Source organism: Pseudomonas neuropathica (genome assembly GCF_051174785.1).
Classification (GTDB): domain Bacteria; phylum Pseudomonadota; class Gammaproteobacteria; order Pseudomonadales; family Pseudomonadaceae; genus Aquipseudomonas; species Aquipseudomonas neuropathica_A.
The window spans coordinates 500,965-525,795 of sequence record NZ_CP195111.1; the positions used below are offsets into that span (position 1 = coordinate 500,965).

Genomic DNA, 24,831 nt, shown 5'->3' on the forward strand with positions numbered 1-24,831 from the left:
AAACACTCCTATCAACAATCGCACGAACAAGGGTTGTGGAATAGCCGACTTTCAGTATTCCCGTCAACTCTCGCCTGGTACAGAACAGAATGAGGTCGAGTGGCACCTTCATCGTACTGAGGGGTGACACGTACTATTACGTTACTACCGCCTTTAACAGCTTCGGCAATATCTCCCTCAAAGTCACGGAACTCACCACGGTTAACACTAGGGGCTTGAGGAAAAATGTTCCCCTTACCACCGCTTCCACCCAGTCGATTTCCGATGGCATGGCCAGCGTCGTCCGTATTACAGCCCAAGTTACGCGCAAACCCCCGTGAACTGGTGTTGGTATTTGTCCCAGTTCCCAAATCTTCCGGTCGAATTTTCGCGGTTACGCTCTTCAGCGATCCGTTCTCATTGTGACGATATTTTGTTATCGGGTTTGAGCCCCAAAGGCCCAATGGATCCACCCACTCAACCGGATTCGCTGCATAGGCATAAAGGTTAATGCCTCCGGTATAACTTATCGGATCTTTGCTTATGAACCGACCAACCCCCGGATCATAGTACCGATACCGGTTGTAATGCAGCCCTGTCTCATGATCGTGATACTGCCCTTGGAATCTGATCGGGTTCACCACCCCATGCTGCCGCGCCCATTCCGAACGCTGTTCCGTCACCTGCCCCCACGCCTTGTACTGCGCGGTCCACGCCATGTTGCCTTGTGAATCAGTCAGCTCTTGCGGGGTGCCGAGGTGATCGCACTGATACCAGGCCAACGCGTCAAACGGTAATGCTGTGGCCTTGTGATTCCACAACGGGTCCTCGTCCAGGCTGTATTCACCGCTGTAATCCGGCAGCCCAATCAGATCGATCGGCGCGTGCCGTACAGCCTGTGCAACAGGGACAAAAGTCCCCGGTTCGAAGACGTAGTGCACCGTGCGGCCGGGCTCGCCATCGCTTTGTGCCGGGCTGCTTTCCCAGGCGAGGTTGTCGCCGTCCCAGCCGTACAAGGTGAAGCCGCAGCCCAGCTCGCGCTGTTTGCGCGCGTGTTCGTTTCTGTTCCAGAGAGAGCCTGCTTCAGGCCGCTGCTTGTAGTGCGCACGCGAGTTTTTGTGCAGGCGTCGTCCCAGTGCGTCGTAGGCGAAATCCACACTGAGGCGCGGGTCTTCGAAATGCACCAGTCGATCAAACAAATCCCACTGCAGGTCGCTGCGTTGGCCGTTGTGCCAGCGCTGGATCTGGTTGCCGCGTTCGTCGTAGTCGTAGTGCGTGCCGGCGTATTCGCGCAGCAGGTTGTCGACCAGTTTGCTGCGCGGTGGGGTCAGGTCCAGTGGGCGGCGAATCTCTGTCGCCTTGTCGTCGAGCAGGTTGCCGGCCGGGTCGAAGGCGAAGGTTTCCACGCCTTGACGTGTGGTAGCGCTGAGCAGTCGGCCGACGGGATCGTAACGATAGGCGAGCGGGCCACGACGGCTGTCGTTGATGTCGGTCAGTTGGCCGGCGGCGTCGTAGCTGTATTCGCGTTTGAGCAGTGTGGATTTGTCGTCGCTGCGTCCCAGCAGTTGTTCCTGCAAACGGCCGGCCGGGTCCCAGCTTTGGGTTTGCAGCAGGTGATTGCCTTGATGGCGGGCGACTTCGCGGTGCAGGTCGTCGCGTTCGTAGCCGATCAGTTCGTGCTCGTCCAGGCGCAGGCCTAGCAGGTGACCGCTGCCGTACGTCAGCCAACTGACGCGGTGGCCGTCGGGGCGCACGGTGGCGACTCGTTGGTTGAGCACGTCGTACTCGTGCTGCCAGATCGCGACGGTGGGTTTTTCCAGGCCGAGATAATGTTGGTGTTCGCGCAGCAGATTACCGGCCGGGTCGTGGAACCATTGCAGGCGGCTGTCGGCGTTGTCGGCCAGCACCAGGTTGCCGTTGCCGTCATAGGCGAAAGTTTCGCTTTGCGACTGCTCGCCCAAGGTGGCGCGACGCTCGGTCAAACGGCCCATCGGGTCGAAGCTCAACGAGATGACGCGTTGGCCATTGATCGATTGCGCGAGGCGTCCAGTGAGCGGGTCGTACTGATAACGCGTGCTGCGTCCATCGAAACCGCGCTCTTCGAGCAGGCGTCCGACCGGGTCGTAGTGAAAGTGCGCGCGTTGTTCGTTTTCGTTTTCCAGCACCGTTAACCGTCCGAGACGGTCCCAGCGGTAGCGCAGGGTTTGCTCTGCGGCATCGACGCGTTCGGCGATCAAACCGGCAGCGCTGTAGCTCCACGTGGTGCAGCGATCGAGAGCGTCGACATGCGCCAACAGCCGACCTTCGGCGTCTCGCTCAAAGCGCTCTTCGGTCTTGTCCGGGTGCTTGATCAACACCAATTGGCCGGCCTTGTATTCGTATTCGGTGGCGTTGCCGGCTGCGTCGGTGAAGCAGGTCATCTGCCCCAGTTCGTTGTATTCCCAGGCGCTGGTTTTGCCCGAGCAATCGACGTACTCGACCAGTTGCCCAGCATCGTTGTAATCGAGGGTTTTTTCGTTGCCGTTGGCGTCCTTGATCGTGGTGGGCAGGCCGGATTTGTTGTAGGCGTATTCGGTTTTGTTGCCCAGCGGATCGAGCGCTTCGACCAGATTGCCTTGGTCGTCATAGGCGCGCTGCCACTGACCGCCCTCGGCATCGCTGATCTTGATCAGCAGGTCCTGATCGTCGTAGGCGTAATGCATCACGGTATGGTCGGCGCGGATGTGTTCGAGCAGGTTGCTGCGCTCATCGTAGCTGTAGCGATCGGTGCTGCCGTCAGCATTGACGCGGCGCACGATGTTCTTCGCCTTGTCGCGGAAGAACCATTCCGAACGCTCGTCCGCGTAGCGGATGCGATAGGTGTAGCCAAGGATGTCGTAGTAGTGCCAGGTCTCATTGCCTAGAGCATCGGTGACGTACGTCAGGCGAATGTTTTCGTCCCACTCCAGATGCGTGTCGAAGCTGCCGTCATCGGCCCATTCGCGCACGGCTTTGGCCTTGGCGCTTGAACCGTCCCATTGCAGGTTCATGCCGCGCCCGGTGCGGTCGGTGTAGCGGGTGATCAGGTGATGCTGGAACTGATACGACCAGACTGCACCGTTCTCGTCCTGCGCCTGAATCAGGTCGCCATAGGCGTCGTACTGATAGGCGCAGAGCTGGCGCAGCGGTTCGCCGTCAACGATCTGCCAGAGGCCGATAAACCGGCCGTGCTCGTCGATCATCGTGCCGAGGTGCAAATGGACTTTGGTGAAGTCGTTTTCCTGATAGGTGATCAGGTCGGAGAGCAGCGAGTGTTCGCCATGACGGTGCTCGTAATGCAGCATGATCCCGGCGCCGTTACGCAGCGAGATATTAGTCAGCACAAAACGCTGGCCACGGCGGACGTAGGTTTCCTTGCGTTCGAAACCACGGCACAGCAACAGTTGATCTTCGCTGTTGCGGACCAGTGTGATGTTTTCGATGGCGTCGTAGTGGAACAGGCCGACCTTAGGCAACGGATAGCTGTGATCGCGGCCATCGGCGCCATAGAACATCAGGCCATCGTCAACGCAGTCAAAGCGTGTGGTGAACTCAGAAATCCAGCGAGCGCCGAGTTCGCTGTGATCGTAGGCGTCGAGGCGTGAGTTGTATATGCGCGTCCACTCGACAGGGAAAGGCCCCGGCAAGCTGAAATCAGTATGACTGAGTCTTTCAGAACCCAAGGCAAAACTGATGCTGTTGCATGTGCCCGTGCAGGCGCCGTTTTTCTTCGGCTCGGGCGCGCCTTTCGCAGGAGCCTGTTGACCACTGGATCCCAATTGACCATCGGACGCCGTGTGCTTTGCCTGACCGGTCTTGTCTGGATGGACTGCGGTGCTCTGGCCATGAGCATTGCGCTTGCGCCACAGTGTCACGGCACTGGAGAGGATAAACAGCAACCAGCCGATGGAGTTCTGCACCGATTCATCATCGAGCTTGCTCAACTGAGTGCGCAGCTCCGGGCCCATTGCGCGCAGTTTTTTGGTTTCGTCGGAGACGGTTTTTTTGAAGTCATCGGGCACCAGATTTTGTGCCACGCTGTTGGCCAGGCCCTTGCCAGCCGCTTTATAAGCACTCGCGGCAGCCCCGAACACATTGCTGAATGAGGCCAGCGGATCATTCTTGAATTGATCGACTGCAGCGCTTGCCTGTGCGCTGGCCGCATTCAGATCACCTTTGGCATCCAGATTGCCGAAAGCCACCGCTTCGATGCCTTTGGCAATCTCGTTGATGACGTCTTCGCCGAGCTTGCCAGCGTCCGCCAGGATGCCGGGCAATTTGCCTTTGGCCTGTTCAACAAAATCATCCAGCGTGCCGACAATAGAAGCGTTCAGGTGCCCGACCAGCACCTCGATCACGGAGGTGCTGAGCAACAATTTGCTGCTGGCCTTCATCTCCTGGCGTACCAGAAACAGCGTCGGGCGCAGGGTCATGCGCGCAGCGGCCATTGCCGGCGGCAACGGCAATACGCCGATCAGGTTGATGCCCAGGCTGGCCCACGCGAGCAAGTCGCGCTGCTTGGCGTTGGACAAGGTGACGATGTCACCCAGCGCATCGACCAGCGCCATGATGTTGCCCACCACCGGCAAGAAGCCGGCGTAGTTCTTGATGCGATCAAGCGTGACCACGCCATCCGTGGCTGATTGCAGCCAGGCATCGAAGGTTGCTGCGCTGCTGGCAACGTCCTGGATGTCGATGGCATTGAGTGGAACGATAGCAACCTGAGGCTCACGTTTTACGATTTCAATGGTCATGACAGCATCTCACCCGCCAACAGGCCCGGGGTTTTCAAGGAAGGTTTCGGCAGACTCGGTGCGGGCAGGTTCGGCAACTTGCCCGCCTTGCTCGCCGCCCCAAGAATCCCCGACGCACTCGGCATGGCCGCACTCGCCAGTTTCGGCAACCCGGCTACCCCGCCCTGCACCACACCCTTCACTTGCTGCGCTGTTTGCATCGCACCTTGCGCCGTCTGCATCGCACTCATCCCTGTTTGCGCCATGTCCTTGCCCTTCTCCAACATGTCCCAACTCTTGCTCGGTAACACCTGTGCGACCATCGCCTGCACTTGGCTCGGCACATCCTCGGCCCCCGGTGGATTCAACGGCCATTCCGGCTTGCCGATGTAACTGCCATCGCTCCAGGTGTCCGCCGGATCCTTGCCGAACAGCACACGTGCCGGCCCCGGTGCAGCACCGGCGACGCTGGCGAAACCCTTGCCGTCGAGCTTGCCCTTGATGCTTTTGCCCAGCGCATCGATGACTTCGTAATCGCCTTCCTTGATGCCCTGACGCCCGGCGTACTGATTGAACAGTTCCAGATTGCCCTTGCCCGGTTTCGGCGGTTCCGGGAATACCCCGGCCAAAGATTTCGCCCCGGTGTAGGCGAAGTTCGCCGCGTGCGCGGTGTACGGGCCGCTGGTGGCGTGGGTGATGCCGCCGGCGTTGTAGGTGGTGGCGCTGCCGCCGCCCTGAATCACCAGTTCGGTTTTCGCGGTGATGGTGATGCGGTCGGCGTTGGCGGTGATATTGAGTTTGGCCAGCAGGTTGATGCTGTCCTTCAGCGCGCGCACGTCGATGTCGCCGGACGCCGCGACCAGCCGCCAGCCCATGCTTTGCACGAAAAGGCGCATGCCACGACTGGCGCTGGCCAGCAGGCGTTTGCCGATGGAGAGACTGGTGTGGCCGGTGCTGCTCAATGCCAAGTGTTCGCCAGTGGCGATGTGGCTGGAGCGTGGTGTGGTCAGAGCGATGCCGGCCGGGCTGGCGAGGACCAGATGCGGCTCGGTGAACTCGGGGAATTCGTTGGCGGTGAGGTTCGCCGGACCCGAGCCGAGCACGCCTTGATGCTGGGCGTGCAGCGCTTTGGCGACGTCGTCCTGATCGCCGGCTTCCTGGGCTTGCAGCTCTTTGGCTTGCACGGCGAATCCGTCCTGCTGATCGCTGGCAGTGGCGAGGCGCTCGGCGGTTTCCGGCAAGTCCTTGTGGTGCTTGGATTCGTTCGGGCGCGGCTCGGTGGTGATCAACAGACCGGCAGCCGCACGCACCGCACCGTGGCGATCAGTTCTTAACTCGAAACCTTCACCACGCGGCTGGCCACCGCTCGGGCGTGGATGCGTCAGATAACCGAGGTTGATCGCACTCGCGCCGTGGTCGCTGCGCAGCGCGATGCTGATCTCGCTGGTGGTGTCGTCGATGCGCAGTTCGTTGGCGCGGCTGCCCTTGTATTCCTTGCTCTTGACCGTGGCCAGGGTCTTGAAATCCGGCAGTTTGTACGGCGGCAGGTTCGCGCCGTGGTACAGGCAACCGGTGATCAGCGGCTGATCGGGATCGCCTTCGAGGAAGGTGATCAACACCTCCATGCCGACCCGCGGAATGTTGATCGAGCCAAAGGTCTCGGCTGCCCAGCTCGACGCGACGCGCATCCAGCAACTGGTCATGTCGTCGTGCTTGCCTTCGCGGTCCCAGAAGAACTGCACCTTCACCCGGCCGTACTGGTCGCAGTAGATCTCTTCACCTTCAGGGCCGCAGACCACCGCGCTTTGTGTGCCGAGTACTTTTGGTTTCGGGTGATCGAGCGGCGGGCGGTACGGCACGTCCCACGGGATGGCGCTGAAGCGGTTGCGGTAGCCCTGGTGGAAATCGTCTTTATTGTCGGTGGTATCGCTGGTCACCGACTCTTCGAGCACCTGAGGCTGTTTACCTTCGTGGAAGATTTCAGTGAGCAGCCAAAGATCGTTCCACGTCGGATTGGCGTGTTCGGTCAGGGCGAGGAAATGCCCGCTGACCAGAATCGGCTGATCGCTGTTGCCCTCGGCCAGACGATAGTCGCTGCGATGACGTTCCAGCGCGCGATTGGCCAAGTGTTTGCCACGCTCGCGATCAACGAAACGGCCCGGGTAATCGTAGTCTTCGAGGTCTGGCTGGGCGCTGCTTTTGGCATCGCTTTCCAGCTCGATCTTCGGTTTGACGAAGTCATAATCACGGCGCGTGGTGCGGCTGGTGCGGGTGGCCAGACGCAAACCAAAACGCTTGACCACCGGTTTGTCGGCGACCAGTCCGGAATCCTGCTGATAGGCCACTGGCGCGAGTTTCGGGAACACCGTCTGGTCATCGCCGAAGGTCAGTTTGTGGCCGCTGGACGTGTGCTGGAAGTGGTAGTGAATCCCCTCCTCCTCGCACAGGCGCTGGATGAAATCGAGGTCCGACTCGTCGTACTGCACGCAGTAAATGCGCTCGGGATAAATCGCGCTGAGCTGGAAGTGGTAATCGCTGGCAAGGATGCCGTGTTCTTCCAGGACCTGGCTGATGATCTGTTGCACGGTCATCTGCTGGAAGATGCGCTGGTTGACCCGATGCGCGAGGTACGACAGCTGCGGGCGCAGGGAGATCTTGTAACGCGTCAGGCGTTTGCCCGCCTCGCCTTGGGCAATGCTGTAGACCAGCCCGTGAATGCCAGTGCCGCTCGGCGACAGCTGAAGAAACGCCAGTTTGTGCAGCACGCTTTCGAGGTTGACCGAGGCCTTTTCGCTGACCAGTTCCAGCTCGAATTCGAACGGCGTGTTGAGGGCCTCACGACCGGTAAACGACAGCACCTGAAAATCGCTGTCGATACCATCGACGGTCAAATTGAAATGAGGCTGATTGGCCGGTGAGAACATTCCCTTGTCCCTCGCGCAGTGCTGCGACGCGCCTCAGGGTGCAAGAGCCTGAGGCGAAGAATTCCTTGATCGAACAGTGAACTCGACCAGTCAGACTGGTCGAGTCGGTATCACTATCAGCCGCGATTAAACGACTGGAGCACGCCAGTCATCGGAACCCGAAGTACCGGAAACTTCGTGGGTCCAGGTGATTTTGCGGTAGGTGAACTGCACTTCTTCCAGGTGGGTGAAGTGCGCGTTGCCTGGATCCTGGCAGTTGTGCATTTTGTTGTTGATGGCGACGATGATCGCGTCTTCCAGTTTGGTGGTGTAGTAGTGCTCTTGGGTGCCTTGCGCCGAAGTGCGGTACCACTGGATAACGATTTCGCTCATGCGCTCGCCGGAAGTCAGCGCCGCTTGCAGCAGCGGCGAAGCCTTGTCGTAGACCTTGGTGATCACTACTGGCTTGTGCACGCGCTGACCGGTTGGCTGACCGGATTGCGGGTCACGCGGAATGATCACGTCGTGGGTGAAAGCCTGCACCATGACCTGGTCTTCGTGGCCTTCCTGAAAGGTGTTGCCAACGGAGTCGGCGGTGAAGGCGCCGGCAGTGATCAGGCCTTGTTTTTCGCCAGTAACGGACATGTACGCTGGTGTTGCCATGGGATGCTCTCCTTGCTCAAAATGACGTGCCCGAGAGGCACCATTGCCTGTCCGGGTGGCGTTGAGCAATCAAACTCCATGCCAGCTATCACAAAGCCATTAGCGTTCAATGATTTAAACGCGCCGTTTCAATTGCTCTGATGTTTAAGCCGAACAAAACATAGAAAAGTGCGCAACTTCTTGCGCAGTGGTGTGCAAGAAGTTGCGCACTTGGCTGGAGGCCACGTAGTTAAAGGGCTACAGAGCATTCACCCGAGAAAAAAAGAAAGTTACTGCGCAACTTCTTGCGCACTTCAAAAAATGAGCTGCGTTGAAAAACCTTCAGTGCCCAACCACGGCCGCCGCTCCCGCCCCACGCGGTCCCGCTCTGAACCCATGCGCCCGAGCACTCCAGGCAATCACAAACCCGACCGCCACCAACACCACCATCGCCCATGGGAAAGAGGCAACCCCCCATCGATCCAGCAGCACCCCGCCGACCACGCCGCTGCCGGCAATCGCGCTATTCCACGCCACCACATTCAACGACAACGCCACGTCCGCGCCGTCACCGGCGGCATCCGCCAACGCCGTCTGCAACAAGGTCGCCGCGCCGCCAAAACTCAATCCCCACACCGCCACGCCGAGGTATATCACCAGCGGCACACGCCCGAAAAAGCCAAACACCACGCAGACCAATGCAAACGTCGCCAGGCTCACCAGCACAGTCTTGCGCAACAGCGGCTCAACCAATTTGGCCGTCAGCCAGATCCCTGCCAACGCCGCGAGACCAAACACCAACAACACCAGATCCACGCGATCCGCCAGCCCCGCCGGCGCAACAAACGGTGCGATGTAGGTGTAAAGAATGTTGTGCGCCAGCATCCAGCTGATCACCACCGCCAGTACAGGTCGGACGCCCGGTGTCGTCAGCACATCGCGCAGTGACAGGCGCTGATGCGCAGGCTGTGGTGGATAGTCGGGGACCTTCACCAGCACCCATACAATCAAAATCAAAGTCAGCCCGGACATTATGCCGAACGTCGTGCGCCACCCGACGAGGCCACCCAGCCAAGTGCCGAGCGGCACGCCCAGTGACAGGGCAATCGGCGTACCAACCATCGCCAGTGCCAACGCCTTACCCTGTTGATCCGGCTCGACCATCCGCCGCGCATAACCAGCCAACAGACTCCACGCCAACCCTGCCGCCACCCCCGCAAAGAAACGCGCCACCAGCGTCACGCCATAGTGCGACGACAGCGCCGTGATCGAGTTGAACAGCAGAAAACCCACGATGGTCAGCAACAACACATTGCGCCGACGCCAGCCGCGCGTGGCGATGGTCATCGGGATCACCGCCAGCACCGAGCCCAGCGCGTAAGCGGTGACCATCTGCCCGGCCATCGAAGGTGAAATCGCCAAGCCGTCGCTGATCAGCGGCAACAGCCCGGCGGGCAGGGTTTCGGTGACGATGCAGATAAAACCGGTCATGGCCAGCGCCAACAGCGCGCCGATGGGCAGGCGTTTGGGCGCTGCCGATAGAGTCATTGAGGGTGTCACGGGAAACTCCTTGAGTTTGGAAATTCAGACTTGCGTACCGATCGATATAAAATACTGGCGGTATCCGTCGCACGTTGTCAACGACTTATGTATCGACTAGTATCCAAATCACTTTCAGAGGAGTTTCAGCTATGGCCAGAACCGGCCGCCCCCGCGCATTCGATCGCGACGACGCCGTCGACCAGGCCATGCAATTGTTCTGGCAACACGGCTACGACTCGACATCCCTTTCACTGTTGAAGGCCGAACTGGGCGGCGGCATTTCCGCACCGAGCTTCTACGCCGCGTTCGGCTCCAAAGAAGACTTGTTCGACGAATGCGTGCAGCGTTACCTGACGACCTTCGCCCAAGTCACCGAATGCCTGTGGGACGAAAACCTGCCGCCACGCCAAGCCATCGAAACCGCACTCCGCCAGTCGGCACGCATGCAATGCGACGACAGCCACCCCAAAGGCTGCATGGTTACCCTCGGCGTCATGAGCGCACCGAGTCCGGAAAACGCCCACGTCGCTCAAGCCCTCACCCACTCCCGTGCCCGAACCCGCGCGGGGATTGTGGCGTGTGTCGAGCGTGGTGTGAGTGAGGGACTTTTATTAAACGACACGAACGCAGCCGCCATGGCGACGGTGTTCGACAGTTTCCTGCAGGGGATTTCCATCCTTGCTCGGGATGACACGCCGATTGAGAGTATTGATGCGGCGATTACGCAGGTGATGCGGACTTGGGATGTGATGGCGAAGAGTTGACGTCTACATTGCCCCCACTTAATCTGCTCCCATCTCGCCCAAGGCAGTACGCCGTCCTAACCATCCAGGACACGCCAAACCCTTGGGCGTTTTCTTATCAAAAAAATGCAGGCCTAAAGCGGATGATCTGCGAGCCTCACTCGTAAAACTTCCCAGCCAACAAAATCTCCGCGCACCGTTGCCAGACATTAGAAACGGCAGCATCCGCCTGAGCATTCCTCGAAGTAGCCATCGCCCAAGCAGCCGCAGCATCAAGAAACGTATCGACCGATCCATTTTCCCAGCCTAACGCACCCGCCTGATAAGCAGACGATGGTGTCGCCTTCTCCAGTGCCCGCTCACGGGAGAAATCAGAACCCAGCGCCGCAACGAAATCGATGAAAGATTGCTCATCGTTGACACGTTCCAGCAACTCATCAAGATCTACAGACATAGCCATCCTTGCGTTGAAAGGTTAGTGCCGAACAGCACGCGATAATCACAAGATGCCCCATCGCTAAGCGACCACCTCAACATAACTCGACTCCCCGCCACCCTCGGCCCCCGACAACCACCCCCACACAAACCGCAACGTCGTCCGCCCCGCTTCATCAACCCCCACCACGCCCCGCGACCAACCCGCGCGAATCTCGCCATCGTTGGTGATGCACTGATAAAGCAGCTCGATACTGTCAGGCCCGGTCACCCGCCCGACCTGGTTGCCCAGGCGAATATGCCCCCCCGCATAAGTTCCCCAAACCGCCGCGCCTTCGACGAAGTAGTGAAACACCGTGCGTGCATCGGACAACCCCTGAGCATTGTTCGCCACGGAAAACCGGCGGTTGTGCAAACGCTCGGTGACTTGCGAAAAAGCAGATTCCATAAACCACACATCCTAAGTCGAGAAGATCCATTCCAGCCTGCGGGCATCCTAATCCATTAGCTCCGCGCAGCAAGGCTCTACAGGCGTTTTCTGCCAACCCAACTGCACAGCCACGTTTGACGGTCTTACCCGCCCCACCTAGTCTGCCCAAAACACCCTGACAGCCAAAACCGAGTTCACGAGAGGCAAGATGAGCAACTTCCCAATCGTCGCCACCGTCCTCTCAATGATCCTCGGACTCTCCGTCACCCGCCTGCTGCTCGGCGCATTAACGGTATTCCGCATCCGCCGAGTGGCTAAGCCAGATTGGGTGGCGCTGGTCTGGGCGGTGATGCTGTTTACCATGCAGCTGCAATTCTGGTGGGCCGTCAACGCACTGTCGGCGGTGAAACAGACCTTCTCGTTTCTCGAATTTCTACTGCTGGTGATGCTGGCACTGTCGCTGTTCGTCACGGCGGCATTGCTGCTGCCGAGCCGCAGTGAGGATGAGCAGCACGGGTTGCGCGTGTATTTCGAACAGGATGGACGCTATGCATTGCTGTCGCTGTCCACGTATCTGTGCTTGGGGCTGATCGTTAATGTCACGTTGTTTGAGGCATCGCCGGTGGCGCTTTGGGGATTACTGGACGTGATCATGATTGTGTTGCCGATTGGCGCGTTTGTGGCACGGTCGCGTAAAGCGTATGCGGTGGTTACGTTGATTTATGTGCCGATTAATGTGATTGACACGCTGATTTCGCTGGGGACCTGACGATGCCACATGCAAACGAAATTGGGGACAGCGGCATTCTTGGAACATGAATCTATCCCCGTTCTTTTTGTACATGTCCCAGAAGCAGCAGCCGGCGAGGATGGCGGTTTCGGCTTGAGTGGTCATGGCTTGGGGTTCCTTTCGGAGGATTGGGTGTATGTATTGTTATGTAGGCGTGTGGCCTGATTCCAATGAGTTGCGCACAGGGAACTCGCGCGAATAAAGGGGCGTTCAGCGAACGCCCCTTTTCATACGTTTTTCCATGTCTTCAGGAGCAGCATTTATCACACGCATGCCGACCGTCTGGTTTCACTGCAACGCCAGATCGCAAGACTTCAGATTGACGACTTTTTCCGCAGCTGATTTCTTCTGACGCTCGGTGATTGAAGACAAACTGATCATTCTTGAAGCGAACTTGATAATCAAATCTTCGTCCACGTCGTTATGACCTGTAATCAGATCTCCCGACACGCTGACGTTGAGAAAGGGTGAACGTTCGGACAACTTATCCCTTTCCAGAATAAGCCCACCAAAAATATGTCTGTTACCTTTGCGATCTCCCGAATACCAAGAATGAGCGATTGTTGCAGGGTCATTAAAGCAATCCGCATATTGAGGAGACTTCAGCAACTCCGGCGCAGGCGTATTTAGAGTATGTGTTACGAAGGACTCGTAATGCCCGATGGTTTGCAGATTCTTCGAAGCCCAGCCCTTCTTCTCAAAGGCGCTGGAAAATGCCCTACCGACTGGAAATGCGAATTTCGTTGCGTAGTCACGACGCGACGTCAGGACCAACTCGACGGGCAGCTGGTCGTCAAAGTAAGTCTTGCGCTCGTCTTGCAGTTTGAACATGGAGTTGAACCGTTGAGCCTCAAATGCCGGGTTGATCAGAATCACCAGATTTCCGAAGCCTTCTATAGTGCCCTGATAGCCCGCGCCGGCTCCGCCCGTCCTGATCGCTCTATCAATAAGGACTCGGTCTATTGCCGACTGCACCACCAAACCACCGAAGCTGTGGCCAATGACTACTAGTCGAGTATCACTTTTGGCTGCTTTTGCCTTATCAAGCTCGTCAATACATGGGCGGTCTTTGCACGAGGCGATGACTGACTCCGTTGCATCCTGAGCGTTGATCGCATCACGCGTGCGCTTCACCAATTCGATACGGCTGAGCAGTTCGGTCACATCCCCTGCCCCCACTTTGGCGGCAGTATTCTTGCGGTCCCAAAACGTCAGAAACTCCAGCACCGGAACCCTTAGAGACAGCCCTCTCCAGCCAAGGTAAACGCCAAACACCTCCCTGCGCGGCCTCTGTTTTTCATTGGCGTCTTTGGCCTCGGTGAGCGATACGTTTTCCAATACTTTCCTGAATGTATTGATGTTTCCATCGCCTTCTTTTGCCCGGTGATTCCATCCATGTGCGAAGACAATTGTGAGCACATCTCCCCTACCGGCCTTCTCTTGCAAGGCGCCCAGCACGTCATTCATCTGCTGCCTACTGAACAGTTCTCCTTGATCGTTGAACTCGACGTATCCGATCGTATATTCCCCGGGACCTTGCCGTTTCTGCAGTTGCGCCCGTTCGCACTGGTCGCTCCCTTCCTCCGATTGATCTATTACACAGACCTGCTTTTCGTCTCTCCATTGTTGATGAAAGGTGCAGCCCGAAATAAACAATAAAACCAGCATGACTGCTGCCACGCGGACGATGCCCATGATTGATCCCTCTGTCCTTCTGTTGATGTCTGCGGACTTTGCGCTCCAACACCGATCGAGCGGTTTCTTCCGTTCATTTAACAAGCATGTGTTACTTACGGCGCAGTGCCAGACGCTGCAACAAGTCACGGGCTTCACCATAGCCATACGCGAGCAGGAATCCATCGTAGGTTTGAGGGAAATTCATGACCTGTCCCGCGTAATACTCGAGAGGGACTGCTATATCGGCCTCGTTCAAATAGCGTTGCTCGATGAAGTGCTCAAGCACGAGCATGTGGTCAAAGAAGGACTCGAAACAGTCGCGGATGAACTCCTGCTGTTTGTCAAATCCCATACCCTGCTGGTGCACAACAAGCGCCGGTTTCAAATCTCTCCAATGCACCGTCAAACACTGGTTCTCGTAGGTAAAGTTTCGGCCTGACCAGTCCATCATTCGCATTGCCGAGCGCGCCAGCGGGTCGCTGAATATCTCCTTTATCATGTCGCGCGCCGCAGCCAGTTGCTTTTGACGGTGCTCGTTCTGTTTTTCGTCAATGGCTTTTCTAGCGGATTGAAGACCGTTCTTCACACCCCAAAAGGCGATGAATATGCTCACGACGGTACTGCCGATGACAATCCAGTCCTTTAGCGCTACGGGCAGGAATGTCCTTTCCTCGGGCGTCACATCAGCTGCCAGGACCAATGTGATTGGCACCAGCACCATCAGCATGACTTGGCAGGCGAAGCGAAGACTCGTCAATAGAGTGACCATTCAGAGAACCTCGATGGTGGAAACCTGCGCTACTTGTTTGCGGTAACTAGCTGAATCAGGTCGGCAGCATGCTGGACGGGACCGAGTAACAGGCTCATGCGCTGTCCTCCATGATGCACATCAGAATTAGCCCGGACTCGCTATCTCAGTGGGTTCCACTAGCGGCGGTCGTGGCGCTCTCAATAATTGCACTTTGATATTAGCTCGCACCTGAAAAACTGCCTGATCACGTTCCGGTCAAAATCATCAATACGCTTATGGATACGCGATGTTCCGGCAAACCCGCCACGCCTTCAGCAGAAATGCAGACGCGGTGACGCTCACATTGGGCGATGGCATCTTGTCGAATGAACTGAGGGCGTTGGGGCTCGGAAAAATGATGAAGTATGAATACGTGCTGGTGTTTCAGAGCGCACTGTATGCACTGAAGCCTATGGTGACATTGGTGGGAATGCGTTGATTTTGTGGAGGAGTTGAAGCGTTTTTACGGTTGTCAGGCCTCGGACTTCTGGCATTTCAAACGACCTGTTTAAAAGCGTTCCTAAATACTTCCAAGAGGCTACAACGCCTTGCGCCGTTGCCTACGACTACGCCAGAATCCGCCGGCTTGTGCGCCTTGGATGCGGGTTCTATTGTGGATCGGTCACTGAATAGCAGTGATCGGGTTTGGTAGCCCGACTTTCCCAGGCGCATTGCGCACCTTTCGCAGAGATCGCTTTTTTGATCTCCGCTTTATGGTGGCCATGCGTAGGGCGTCCTCGGACGCGCCGGGCTCCTGGGCCGGTCTACCAACCTGTGCATGGCCGCCACCCCTCGTTTGGTAGCGAAGTGTGATGGCTCCTTAATCGTTTCCCAGGAGTTTCATCTATGTTCAAAATTACGCCAAATCCGCCAGAAATTGATCCGATCGCGGGCGGCGAATCCCCAGACGCCAAGAAATTCAACGCTGCCGTCGACCGCGCCCTCTCCCATTACCTCGGTCCTGCCCCGGACATCATGCTCACCCCGTACCAAACCAACACGATGTTTATCGCCAACCCGAAAACCAAGACTGAGGAATTGCTGGTGAATGCCAGTGAATCACTCGGCTCGGCCTCGGTGATGCTTGGGGATGTGATCGGGCTGGTGCACGGACCGGCACGCAAGACGCTGCAAGGCATTGCACAGGTGGTGATGCTTGGGGAGTTGGCAGTGAATCGGGCGTTGGATAACGTAGTGCCGACGGAGTAACGAAGTCCCCTCCATTGCGGCGGTTGATCTGTCGCCATGGAGGGATCAGCCGAAAAAACCAAAGGGGGACGCTCCTGCTTTCTAGCGAGTTTTCATACCTCCTTTACCTCGTCCTGCTAGCTCGCCCCTTCATTCCGTATGGTCCGTGCCCAGTCTTTTATGCCAAACTTCGACTGACGTAATTTCTACAAGGATGTTTAATATGTCGGGAAAACCTGCAGCTCGTATTACCGATCCTACTTCCTGCCCTCTGCCTGGGCATGGGGTCAATCCAATAGCCTCTGGATCTCCAGATGTTTTCTTCGACGGCTTAGCCGCCGCACGACAAACAGACAAAAGCGCATGCGGAAGCGCAATTGTCGGCGACGTCGCCTCTACGGTTCTCATCAATGGCTTGCCTGCCGCAACCTTGGGTAGCACCGGCGCCCACGGCAACAATGTCATCGGCGGTTCCGGCACAATCATAATCGGCAACTCCCACACGCCCGCTCCATTTACACCACCACTGCCATTAGTCCTGCCAAATACCTTCGGTCAATCATTCAGCGTCCTTAACAGCGAAACGGGCGAGCCGTTGGCACTTAGGGATTATGTTGCCACCGTCGACGGAGTGACGATTACGGGCATGACGGACGCGAGTGGCGTAGCTCATATAAAAGCCCCATCGAAAGACTCAAAAATCTCACTGCATATCAAGTTCAGTGCGCCAGCAAGAACGCTTGACGAACTATCGGAGGGGCAGTAATGGCCGAAAATTTTTCAACGAAAGCAACTGCTCAAAAAATAAAGCCCGGTGAGTTCATGTGCCCCATCCCCGTGAAAGTGGATGATCGAGCGGCGACACGGGAAGCCATAATTAAAAACATCCGCTCATCGGGAGGCACCTTTACTGAACGCTCAAGCTGGGGAGCAGCCAAAGCCAAGCCTGACATGGAGATGGATTGGGATTATTCAATGATTGCTCTGCATCACGCAGGCCGCTCATACGAATGCACCCCGGGCGGCGTCAAGCAAATGAAGGGTGTTCAATCTCATCACATGGGCAACGGATTTGATGACATTGGCTATCACTACGCGATTGCTTGTGACGGAACGGTTCTTGAAGGGCGGGACATTAGATTTTTAGGATCAAACGTTCACCTCTTCAATACAGGCGTAATAGGTATTGTGCTCCTGGAGAACTTGACCACCGCAGAGGAAGGCGGAGACATAGTAGCGAAAGGTAGGGAAACACTGGAGTACTTCGGGGTCAGCACAACAAACGTCATTCCTGCGACACAAATTGATTCGTTGCTGCGTTTGATCGACGTTTTAAAGGGGGTTTTTGTCATTAAGAATTTTGGTGGCCATCGTGAGTACCCTGGCCAAGTGAGCGAAGGGAAAATCTGCCCCGGCAATATTGGTATGGAGCTTGTCAGAAACATCCGTACCAAGACCGGACTATTACCGCCACCGAAGCCAGGTGCGGAATGAAATATTTCGTACTCGCTACTTTAACGTCGCTGCTACTCATTCTGAATATTGGCTTCTACAACGAAGTTTCTGATGCCGAGGTTAATAGAATATTTTTCATTAAAAAGCATCCAACGTTTCGAGTGCAGTTTTTTAACATTCACGCCAATGATGGCAATCATCGACGCATAGAAAAACTAACGAGCGAGCAGAGACAGGACATAATCGACTATTGTAAATACAGGTTGGGTATCGATTCAGAGGTTACGACCCAAGACGATATTGAAATGTGCGCGAAGAGGTAGCACTCAAAAAGTTGATGATGAAGGGATTATCTGGGGAGAAGCCACTTCAGATTGATGGTGGTCTCTCCCCGCTTTTGCTCAATTGCTAATCCCTAAATAAAAAGACAGGAACAACTCTTAGTTAACTATTCGGATTTGATCAGGCTCTAGTAGCTTATTGGCTATGAGTTCTTTTCGTGCTCCCTCCGGATCAGCGGTGAACAGTACGACACGCAGATCCTCCATCGCACGGGAGAACGAGACATACGCGAGTTTCTGAGTTACGGAACGTTGCCGATCAGAAGGTTCGCCGGCAGTTAGCGGCGTTAGAGTCTTACCAAAGCTGTATTGGTTCCATGCGGCCTCGACATCATCGTAGACGACCAAAACTTTTGGATACTCCTCGCCCTTTACGCCATGCTGGGTGCTGTAGGCGGTATTGTTGTTAAGATAATCGGCATAACAGGAGACCGTTACAGGAGTCATTTTGAACAGAGTGTCTGCAAGCCAATCTCCTTTGTCGAGGCTATGAAGATCCTCATCAAACGGCTCAGCCCTAGGGGCACGATCAAGATGTTCACTAAGTCTTTCGGATGACTGAATGATCTGCTTTTCAGCACAAAAACGAAGGATCGCTCCGATCGTCTCGGTATCCCACAAAAGCTGCAACTCACGAACAAGAGCCTTAGAAGTTTCAATCATCAGTTTCAGTGATTTTTGCGCATTTAATCCATCGATCGCGAAAGCCGGGCTACCGCGACGAAGCAAATCGATAATTTTTCGTTCATCACCTTGATTATGAGCGGTAATCAGTGGACAAATCGTCGAAAGAAATGGCTGGAGCAGGAAATGCGCACCTTCTTCAAAGGCGTCTTGTGCGCGAGACGACGCATAATCGCCAGTGAAGAGACGATTGAGGTCAGCAAAACCAAGCCGCCGCGCGATCATTTGACGTGCGAGGAATAGCTTCATGACATCGTTGCGCCCTTCCCACCCCCAGTCTTCAACTGCAGTATCCATACGCGCCAGCGCCCGTTCAATCTGCTCCTCTGAGTAGCGTCTACGCGGCTCCGTTGGATCTTCTGCTTTGATCAGCAGGAATTCGACGCTACCTTCACATGTCGAATTTTCGCCTGCGGCATACTGCTCGATATCTCCACGATAGGCATTTAGAAGCCGGATAACACTCTTGGAACTGCGAAAATTCTCAGCTTTCTTGATGATCTCCCCGTTGACAGGCGGCGCAAAATCACCAGCACTCCGGTCATAAATCTGCTGCCAGGGGTCACCGAAATAACCGACCACAGGAAGTTCAGCGCCTGCGCACACGAGATTGAGTCCTGAGACGATGCCCTCAAATGTGTCTTGCGCTTCATCGACGAAGATATATGGAAAGCGCAGGCCGATAATCCGCCGAAGAGTTGCACTATTTGCAAGCAAGTACGTTGCAATCTCTATAACGTCGTCGTGGCCTATCTGTCCTTTTCCGTAATCACTGAAGTTCGTGTCGGCATAGTCAAAGCGTTTGACTGATTCGAGAAGGACAAGCTGTTCTGTCAGTCGATCTATTTTTGCACGGGCTTTTAGTGCCTTTTTACTCTTACCTCCATTATCATCGCCCTTGGCCTTTTCTATAAGAATCGGAATTCGACTTTCGCACAGCGCTTGCCGAATATCCTCATGGAAGCGGCCAATCTGGCTCCAAAGAAATCCATGAAGAGTTGAAACTAGGTATAGCTCGTCAAACCCCAACTTTGTCTTGATTACTTCAACCGCACGCTTAGTAAAGGTAATACAGGCAATGCGCTGACCGTTCTTCCTAAGGGCACTGCCCTCATTATCCCGCACCCGGTTAAGAGCATCGCCCAACGAACTGGTCTTACCTGCCCCCGCGCCGGCTATCATCGCGAAGCTGCGACGGCCATCTATGCATTTACGGACAAGAATATCCGCTTCACTTTCTACCCACGCCCCCATGTTATATCTCCACCACGACAGCGACTTCTATCTCCTGCACCGCAGCTAGCGGGGGAGTTAGGCGCAACTCAAGCCAACTCAATCCCTCGGCAATGTATCTAGGAACAATCCATTCCTCGGTGCATGCCAAAATGTCCATGGCAAAGTCGGTCTTTTTAAAATTATCCGATCGAACTCGGTCGTAAACCGCCTGGTAAGCGTCGTTGAGAAGCGCCGGGAGAGTGATACCGATAGACAACGCGCCGGCCCGAAGCAGACCGAAATTTTCATAGACGATTGCTTCTTCCAAAGTTCGTGGGCGCAATGTCTCGTTGGCCGCGCCATCCGCGACCAGAATATCCGTCTGGAAGGCAATGCAACGATCTTTGTCACCGTGCTGCTTCTCTGCGGAAGTCAATGCGATCAGATCGGCGACGGTTGTCTGTCCGCAAAGTTTTTTTAGAGACGCGTTGGAGGTTCTTGCACCGACCACATCCGCACGACAGGCGCTGGGGTATCCGGTCGGTACAACGGAGTCGAGGTCAGTGATAACAAGGTAGGGAATATGAAGGAAGCTGAGCAGCCCCTCAAAGCGGTGGGCATAGGCCCCTCCCACCTCCAAAATTGTCAGATACACAGTCCGCAATCGCCGAGCGGCGCGTTCAATCATGGACGGCATTAGCAGCTTCTCAACGGCACCCTCAACAAGGATTGCAGCATCAGCGAAAAATAGGTCGCAGTGTGTTAGCCGTAGATAGCGTTTGAGAAAGGCCAGTGATTCCGACGGTGAAACCAACTTACCATCAATCGTCTCAACTTCCGGCTGGAATGCCCGAAGACTTCGAACCATTGATGCGTTACGAATACCCGTAGCGGCTGTCTCACCATCGGTATGGCATCGTTGGAAATATCGAACTTTCTCGAAATCCACCGCTTCCATAATATGGGAGGAATGTGTAGTTACTACAAGTTGCGGTACTAGATTAGGTTCGCCAGCCGCCTCAGCGGATTGGTTGATTACCTCCCAAATATTGGAGATGAACGTCTGTTGCACCTGTGCGTGAAGGTGAACCTCGGGCTCCTCAATAAAGATCATCAGGCACAAAGGCCTGTTTTCGGCGGTCATCACCCACTGAGAATGGAAATGCCGGGCCTGAATAGCCATATAAATTAGATTTTTGAAGCCAAGCCCGTTATAGAGCTCAGGCAGTTCATGCTTACGGCTGGGATCAATGTAAAGCAACTCGGTATTCCCGCGCAGAGCAGTTTCAGGACTAAGCGAGGAAATAATCTGTAATTCCCGATCGTTAATCGATGGAACGCCAAGGTGCTTGATGAGGTTGATCAGCGGGGCAAATTCCCTTGCATAATGATCGGTCAGTTGTTTGTTGTTCTCATCGATCACGCTATGAGCGTCGGCGGCATGACCAGCCTGCTCAAGATTCTTTCGGTAGAAAGCCGCGAATGCCGACGAGAGCCGGTTACTGCGGCTACTGTCGTCATCATTAATGTTGCGCTGCGCGTCTACAAATTCTACCCGTATTAGATGTTTAAGAAGACGCTTGCCTTCGTCTGGATCAAGGTGACTCGTCAAAATCTCAGGTGGCATTTCGTCTTGAAGCTTCTCGTCGAGTGACGAATAGCAAATCGCAAAATGTCGGCCAAGATTTCCGTCCAGCGCCAGATATTGCGACAGCGCCTTGGGGCGCGTTCCATCGTCTTCTAATGGATAGGCGGCGTCGTAATGCTCGAGTAACTTCTTTGCTTCAGAGACCTCATACGACAGGCGAATGCCTACGCGCGTAAAGTCCGAAAGTTTCGGCAGCAGCGTGAACACTCTACCGAATGCGATACTTTCTGGGTCGATGGTAAACCAAAGATCAAGACTAATTTTAGGGAGAAGTTTTGCATCTCCAGTGCTAGCAAAGGAGTCGAAATCCGCCATTCGTGCCACCGAGAAATCGTGAATCTTGAAATCGCGTCCACCAAGAAAACAGCGGAAAATTGCGGTGGCAGAAGTTTTGCCACTGTTGTTGGGGCCAACAAAAATGGATTCCCTATCTTCAATGTCAATCTGAACATTTTCCAATCGCCGGAAATTTCGAATTGCAACACCGCTTACTCTCATAAAATCCTCCTCCCTGACACATTAAGAAAGCATTCAGAATCCTAGTGGTCTCACTCCGTCAGAAATCTTAGCCTATCAATTGGCTTCTAAGACCTTTTTTAATTCATATATTTGGATTGCATCTTGCTGCGCTCCACGAGGGTTTCAGTAGTGCGAGAGCCGTTACTTTGGAACGGTATTTCTTGGTGGAAAGCAATTTGAACATAGTTTACTCCCCGACCATTGCGCAAAAAAAAGGTTGCCTCCCTGAGCGGGCCGCCGCCCCTCAGTCCTTCTTTTTAAACAATTTATTGGCGTAATACCTCAAACTCCACCGATCCTTCGGCCGAGGCTTATAGTGCGTTTTATTCCTCTGCCCCGGCTCCCCGCCCACCCCACTCGCCGTGTAGTAATAAAGCGCAATCGACCGCCGAGTGATGTGCTCCGGCGTAGTCAACGGCTCCGGATGCCCATGGTTACTGTCCTTATCCGTATTGAAAATCACACACCGGTTATAAACCGGTAGCACCTTCTTCAGGCACTTCTTCATCCCCACATCCCAAAGCTCCAGGTTGCCGCCGTACGCCTCCTGCCAGTCCTCGGTCAGGTAGATGATCACGTTCAGGCGCCGCTCAACGTTTAGCTTTTTGTTCAACCGAAAATCCGAGTGCACGCCGAGGAAGCCCCCGGTTCTGGTTTCGTGTAATCCGCCACCCGCGAAATAAGGATCAGGAATCAGCCCTGGAATGCCGGTGAGTTTTTCGAGGAATTGCAGCATGGGTGCGGAGTTGAAAATGTTGAATACGTTCTTCAGGTACGGGCTGCAGGCGTTGGGGCTGATCTGGCGTTTGAGTTGGCCTTTGTAGCCGCGCTCGTAGATTTGTTCGTTGTTGGTCGGTTCGACCGGGAAGTGTTCGCGGATGCTGGCGATGACGTCTGCTTGCAGGAAGTTGTCGATGACGATGTGCGGGAATGGTGTGGCTTGGGTGTATTCGCTGGTCAGCGATTCGCCGAAAGCGCTGGCGGCGGTTTGGTCGAAGTCGAGTTCTGGGGTCAGGGTGATGGGGAGTGTTTGCGTGTTGGCTTGCATTGCCGCTCCGATGATTTTGGGCTTTCAGGGCTGGGCAAACAGGGGCTGGGGCTTGGCGCGGTGCCTGTGTTTGCTTGCTGAGTAGAGTGGCTAGCAGGTTGCCATGTCGGCGATTGGCTGCCGAGTGTCCTTTGCTTAAACGTGGCGCGGCGGTGTTACGGCATGTTTCCGGCTGTCACAAACCGGTCATATTTCCTCTGCTAACCTCCTCGGCGCCCTACCCTTCACCCCTGTCCTAGAGCCCCCAACCGAAGGTGCCGCCAAGGTGTTTCCGACTCCCGTTCGCCAGCAAATCATCCTGCGCTCCGACAATCTCCGTTCGGACGACTTCGGTGCACTGTTTTCCCGATTGTTTGGCAATCGTTATGCGGACAATCCGCCGCTGCCGTCGAACATCATTATTGGCGGCGTTTACGGGCGGCATGAGGGCGTGAGTTTTCGGCGGATGCATTACCACGGCGATTTCACCGTTGCCTTTCCCGACCCACAGGACGAGATCACCTTCGTCATCCCCACTGCCGGCAAGATCGTGTTCAACCACGCTACCGAATCCATTGGTGCTTCCCATGTTGGGCTGGCGATCGATAAGGCTGACATCCGTTCGATGCGTTTCTGTGATGATCACGCGCATCACGGGATGTCGATCAATCGGCATCAGCTCACCGAGCGGCTGTCGACGCTGCTGGATAAACCGATTCTGCAGAAGATTGTTTTTCAACCCAGCGTGGATCTGAATTCGGCAGCGTTTCAGGGGATCAAGGCGTTGATCGATCTGGCGACGGGGACTGAGTTTGATGCGTTGATCAACAGCGGGACGTTGATGCCGTCGCGGTTGCGCGAGATGTTGATTGATGCGGTGTTGGAGGCGTGGCCGCATAACTATTCCGAGGCATTGCGGCGGCCTACGGCGATGGTTGCGCCGCGACATGTGAAGTTGGCGGTGGAGTTTATTCAGGAGCATCCGGAGCAGTTGGTCAGTGGTGTGGATCTGGCGCGGTTGAGTCATGTCAGTCAGCGCGCGTTGCAGGAGGGGTTTCGGCGGTTTGTCGGGATGTCGATTGTGGCGTATCAGCGGCAGGTGCGGCTGGAGCGGGCTTATGAGGTTTTGAAACGGCGGGGTTCGGGGTCGGTGACGGAGGTGGCGTTGCGGTTCGGGTTTAGTAATGTGGGGCGGTTTTGTCGGTATTTTCAGGGGGCTTATGGGGTGAGTCCGGCGGAGTTTCGGGCTCGGGAATAATTGGGTAACAGGTTTGCAAGGTAACTTGTGGTGAGAAGATTTAGCTAAACGTCGCACCGCGCCGATGGGTCGCTAAGCGTGGGGATGGCACGCCGGCGCGGTTGATCGAGGAGTGGGCGCGGAGGCGTTTGACCGAGTTGACCAGGTGATTTTGCGGTAACTGCTTTCCCCTCACCCTAGCCCTCTCCCCAAGGAGAGGGAACCGAGCCGGGGATATTGAAGATCTACACCGACCTGAGAGTCTTGCTTTGAATCCATAATCGCCTCGATCTTTCAGGTCGATGCATGACGCAAGACGCCTCGGTCAGTCCCCTCTCCCACAACTTCATATACCAGCGCAAGGGACACTCGCAGGTTTTGTGGTGGGGCTGCCCCTCATCGGAACGCCGCCCGCCCAGCCCTCTCCCGAGGGAGAGGGAGCCGATTGGTGGACTTTTCAAAATTTGAGCTCGACTCGGTATGCCACGTCGGTGTAACTCTTCCAATCCACGCGGTCAGTCCCCTCTTCCTTCGGGAGAGGGGCTTTTGATTGGCTGCTATTGGATGGAATCAAATTTGTGGGAGCGGGCTTGCTCGCGAATGCGGTGGGTCAGGCGATGTTGGTGTTGGCTGATCTGGCGCTTTCGCGAGCAGGCTCGCTCCCACATTGGTTTATGGGGTGTCTTTGGAATTGATGGCATCCCACAAAACCTGTGGGAGCTGGCTTGCCAGCGATGGCGGTGGGTCAGGCAATGAAGAGGTTGGCTGTGCTGGCCAAATCGCTGGCAAGCCAGCTCCCACAGGGATCTATGGTGTTTGTTGGATTGGGGTCGTC

Annotated in this window: 17 protein-coding genes and 1 pseudogene; 7 read left to right on the plus strand and 11 right to left on the minus strand. The window is 55.6% G+C overall.

Annotation, left to right across the window (positions count from 1 at the left end; all coding sequences use genetic code 11):
• Positions 1-11: 11 nt before the first annotated feature.
• From ACRRSD_RS02420 to ACRRSD_RS02435, 4 genes are all read right to left on the minus strand, one after another.
• Complete coding sequence (locus ACRRSD_RS02420) at positions 12-4,751, minus strand: RHS repeat-associated core domain-containing protein (RefSeq protein ID WP_435036952.1); 4,740 nt, start codon at positions 4,749-4,751, stop codon at positions 12-14.
• Positions 4,748-7,654, minus strand: coding sequence for a type VI secretion system tip protein VgrG (locus ACRRSD_RS02425; RefSeq protein WP_435036953.1), 2,907 nt, complete (start codon positions 7,652-7,654; stop codon positions 4,748-4,750). Before ACRRSD_RS02425 ends, ACRRSD_RS02420 begins: the two co-directional genes overlap by 4 nt.
• A gap of 126 nt (positions 7,655-7,780) precedes the next feature.
• On the minus strand, positions 7,781-8,296 hold the full coding sequence (locus ACRRSD_RS02430; RefSeq protein ID WP_008084998.1) for an Hcp family type VI secretion system effector: 516 nt from the start codon (positions 8,294-8,296) through the stop codon (positions 7,781-7,783).
• A gap of 321 nt (positions 8,297-8,617) precedes the next feature.
• Positions 8,618-9,835, minus strand: a complete 1,218-nt coding sequence (locus tag ACRRSD_RS02435; protein WP_435036954.1) for an MFS transporter — start codon at positions 9,833-9,835, stop codon at positions 8,618-8,620.
• 131 nt (positions 9,836-9,966) lie between these two features.
• On the opposite strand from ACRRSD_RS02435, the gene ACRRSD_RS02440 reads away from it, so the two are divergent.
• Positions 9,967-10,581, plus strand: coding sequence for a TetR/AcrR family transcriptional regulator (locus ACRRSD_RS02440; protein WP_435036955.1), 615 nt, complete (start codon positions 9,967-9,969; stop codon positions 10,579-10,581).
• Positions 10,582-10,717: 136 nt separating this feature from the next.
• On the opposite strand, the gene ACRRSD_RS02445 is transcribed toward ACRRSD_RS02440, so the two are convergent.
• Both ACRRSD_RS02445 and ACRRSD_RS02450 read right to left on the minus strand, forming a co-directional pair.
• Entirely contained in the window at positions 10,718-11,014 is a 297-nt protein-coding gene (locus ACRRSD_RS02445; protein WP_435036956.1) for a DUF7660 family protein, read from the minus strand.
• 63 nt (positions 11,015-11,077) lie between these two features.
• Positions 11,078-11,443 carry a hypothetical protein gene (locus tag ACRRSD_RS02450; RefSeq protein ID WP_435036957.1) on the minus strand — a complete coding sequence of 122 codons (366 nt, stop codon included), beginning with the start codon at positions 11,441-11,443 and terminating at the stop codon, positions 11,078-11,080.
• Positions 11,444-11,633: 190 nt separating this feature from the next.
• On the opposite strand from ACRRSD_RS02450, the gene ACRRSD_RS02455 reads away from it, so the two are divergent.
• Positions 11,634-12,194, plus strand: a complete 561-nt coding sequence (locus ACRRSD_RS02455) for a hypothetical protein (RefSeq protein WP_435036958.1) — start codon at positions 11,634-11,636, stop codon at positions 12,192-12,194.
• A 309-nt stretch (positions 12,195-12,503) separates the two neighbouring features.
• Here ACRRSD_RS02455 and ACRRSD_RS02460 read toward each other — a convergent pair whose 3' ends face one another.
• Positions 12,504-13,910: a hypothetical protein gene (locus ACRRSD_RS02460; protein ID WP_435036959.1), complete on the minus strand. Its 1,407-nt coding sequence runs from the start codon at positions 13,908-13,910 to the stop codon at positions 12,504-12,506.
• 91 nt (positions 13,911-14,001) lie between these two features.
• Positions 14,002-14,661, minus strand: coding sequence for a hypothetical protein (locus ACRRSD_RS02465; protein ID WP_435036960.1), 660 nt, complete (start codon positions 14,659-14,661; stop codon positions 14,002-14,004).
• A 247-nt stretch (positions 14,662-14,908) separates the two neighbouring features.
• On the opposite strand from ACRRSD_RS02465, the pseudogene ACRRSD_RS02470 reads away from it, so the two are divergent.
• The 4 genes and pseudogenes from ACRRSD_RS02470 to ACRRSD_RS02485 form a co-directional block, all read left to right on the plus strand.
• A pseudogene (locus ACRRSD_RS02470) lies at positions 14,909-15,121 on the plus strand (acetoacetate decarboxylase (ADC)); the annotation flags it as partial.
• Positions 15,122-15,528: 407 nt separating this feature from the next.
• Positions 15,529-15,891, plus strand: a complete 363-nt coding sequence (locus ACRRSD_RS02475) for a DUF6124 family protein (RefSeq protein WP_435036961.1) — start codon at positions 15,529-15,531, stop codon at positions 15,889-15,891.
• A 202-nt stretch (positions 15,892-16,093) separates the two neighbouring features.
• Entirely contained in the window at positions 16,094-16,636 is a 543-nt protein-coding gene (locus tag ACRRSD_RS02480) for a PAAR domain-containing protein (RefSeq protein WP_435036962.1), read from the plus strand.
• Positions 16,636-17,364 carry an N-acetylmuramoyl-L-alanine amidase gene (locus tag ACRRSD_RS02485; RefSeq protein WP_435036963.1) on the plus strand — a complete coding sequence of 243 codons (729 nt, stop codon included), beginning with the start codon at positions 16,636-16,638 and terminating at the stop codon, positions 17,362-17,364. The genes ACRRSD_RS02480 and ACRRSD_RS02485 overlap by 1 nt, the downstream gene beginning before the upstream one ends.
• 401 nt (positions 17,365-17,765) lie before the next feature.
• On the opposite strand, the gene ACRRSD_RS02490 is transcribed toward ACRRSD_RS02485, so the two are convergent.
• The 3 genes from ACRRSD_RS02490 to ACRRSD_RS02500 all read right to left on the minus strand — a co-directional run bounded on the left by ACRRSD_RS02490 (position 17,766) and on the right by ACRRSD_RS02500 (position 22,780).
• Entirely contained in the window at positions 17,766-19,604 is a 1,839-nt protein-coding gene (locus ACRRSD_RS02490) for a UvrD-helicase domain-containing protein (protein ID WP_435036964.1), read from the minus strand.
• A gap of 1 nt (position 19,605) precedes the next feature.
• Positions 19,606-21,711, minus strand: a complete 2,106-nt coding sequence (locus ACRRSD_RS02495; protein ID WP_435036965.1) for an ATP-dependent nuclease — start codon at positions 21,709-21,711, stop codon at positions 19,606-19,608.
• A 265-nt stretch (positions 21,712-21,976) separates the two neighbouring features.
• Positions 21,977-22,780 carry a 2OG-Fe(II) oxygenase gene (locus ACRRSD_RS02500; protein WP_435036966.1) on the minus strand — a complete coding sequence of 268 codons (804 nt, stop codon included), beginning with the start codon at positions 22,778-22,780 and terminating at the stop codon, positions 21,977-21,979.
• Between the two features lie 265 nt (positions 22,781-23,045).
• Here ACRRSD_RS02500 and ACRRSD_RS02505 point away from each other — a divergent pair, with 265 nt between their 5' ends.
• The gene (locus tag ACRRSD_RS02505; protein WP_435036967.1) at positions 23,046-24,017 is read left to right on the plus strand and encodes an AraC family transcriptional regulator; all 972 of its coding nucleotides are present in this window, start codon (positions 23,046-23,048) and stop codon (positions 24,015-24,017) included.
• The last annotated feature ends 814 nt before the right edge of the window (positions 24,018-24,831 follow it).